This window comes from Micromonospora sp. HNM0581 (assembly GCF_012726175.1).
Taxonomy (GTDB): Bacteria; Actinomycetota; Actinomycetes; order Mycobacteriales; family Micromonosporaceae; genus Micromonospora.
In genome coordinates this window covers 1-1,321 of record NZ_JAASAD010000057.1, presented here as the reverse complement: position 1 = coordinate 1,321, position 1,321 = coordinate 1, and the positions used below count along the sequence as shown (strand labels likewise).

At 63.6% G+C, this 1,321-nt stretch carries 1 protein-coding gene; it reads right to left on the bottom strand.

Going from position 1 to position 1,321, the window contains the following annotated elements; genetic code table 11:
* Window positions 1-1,291: hypothetical protein (locus tag HCA58_RS23050; protein WP_169600147.1), on the bottom strand; the 1,291-nt coding region annotated here is incomplete at its 3' end.
* Between the last annotated feature and the right edge of the window lie 30 nt (window positions 1,292-1,321).

The window sequence follows — 1,321 nt, the reverse complement described above, 5'->3', positions numbered from 1 at the left end:
TCGCGGTGTTGTCGGTGGTGTTGGTGGCGTTGTCCGTGTCGCTGGCGGTGCTGGTGGTGTTGCTGGCGTTGTTCGCGGTGCGGTTGGTGTTGGTGTTGGCGGCGGTGTCGGGGTGGTTGGTGGTGTCGGCGGTGGTGGTGTCGGGTTGTGGGGCGGTGTGGTGGGTGGGTTGGTCGGTGAGGGTTTCGGTGTCCCAGTTGTCTGGGTTGTTGTCGGTGTTGCTGGTGTGGGTGGTGGTGGTGTCGTCGTCGCCGATGAGGGTGTCGGTGTCGGAGAGGGTGTCGGTGTGGTCGTGGGAGGGCTTGGCGTCGGTGTCGGTGTCGGTGTTGTGGGTTTTGTCGGTGTTGTGGTGTTGGTGGTTCGTCGGGTCGTTGCTGGTCAGTGGTATGGCTTGGTCGAAGCCGTTGAGTGATGGCCGGTTGAGGCCGCTGAGGAGGTCGTCCTTGCCGGCGGCGTTGTTTTCGTAGAGGCCGCCGATGAATCCGCTGGTGAACGTGAACGGGTTCGCGTTCACCGGCAGGCCGGCGGCTAGTTGTCCCAACATTTCGCCGGGTACCTCGGCGCCGCCCTGTCCGAGGCCCTTACCGATCATCGTTGGGGCGCGGAACTTCCAGTCCGTGATGAACACGGTGCCGTCCAACCCCACCCGGTCGATACGCGCCCACTTCCGCGCCGCCCACCGGGCGAACATGTCAACACCGAAGTTCGCGAAACCACTGAAAGCAGCCGCGACCGACGACACGATCGCCGCTTTCGCGATGCCTTCCCAGTCGATGCCCTCCCGCTTACCCGACCCGTTCTGCCCGACCTGGATCAGCAGCTTCAGCAGCGGCTCCTCCGCCAACTCCTGCGCCACCTCGATGAAAATCTGCCGCAGGATCGCCCAGATGATCACCCGGAACCCGGCCACCACCACCGGCACCGCCAACGCCCCGAACAACGACGCGAACAACCACGCCAACTGGATCAGCAGCAACGCCAACTGCACACCCAGCATGATCTTCGTCTCTTGAAGCTCAGCCCCACCGTTCTTCGTCGCGACCCGCACCCCGTCGGCCGCATCCCGCATCAACCGCAGGTTATCGACGAAAATCTGCAGATTATCCCGCAGCCCATCCGCGAACGCCCCCGACGCGACATCCGCGACCTTCCCCTTCTCCTTCACCAACCCATCGATCGCGGCATCCAACGCCGCCACCAGATCAGCCCACCTATCGGCATGCTCCCACATCCCAGACTCACTACCCGTCGGCCAACGCTCCCCGATCACCACCTCGAGAAGGTTGTTCAACTCATCCGGAATACGAATATCCACGCCGCC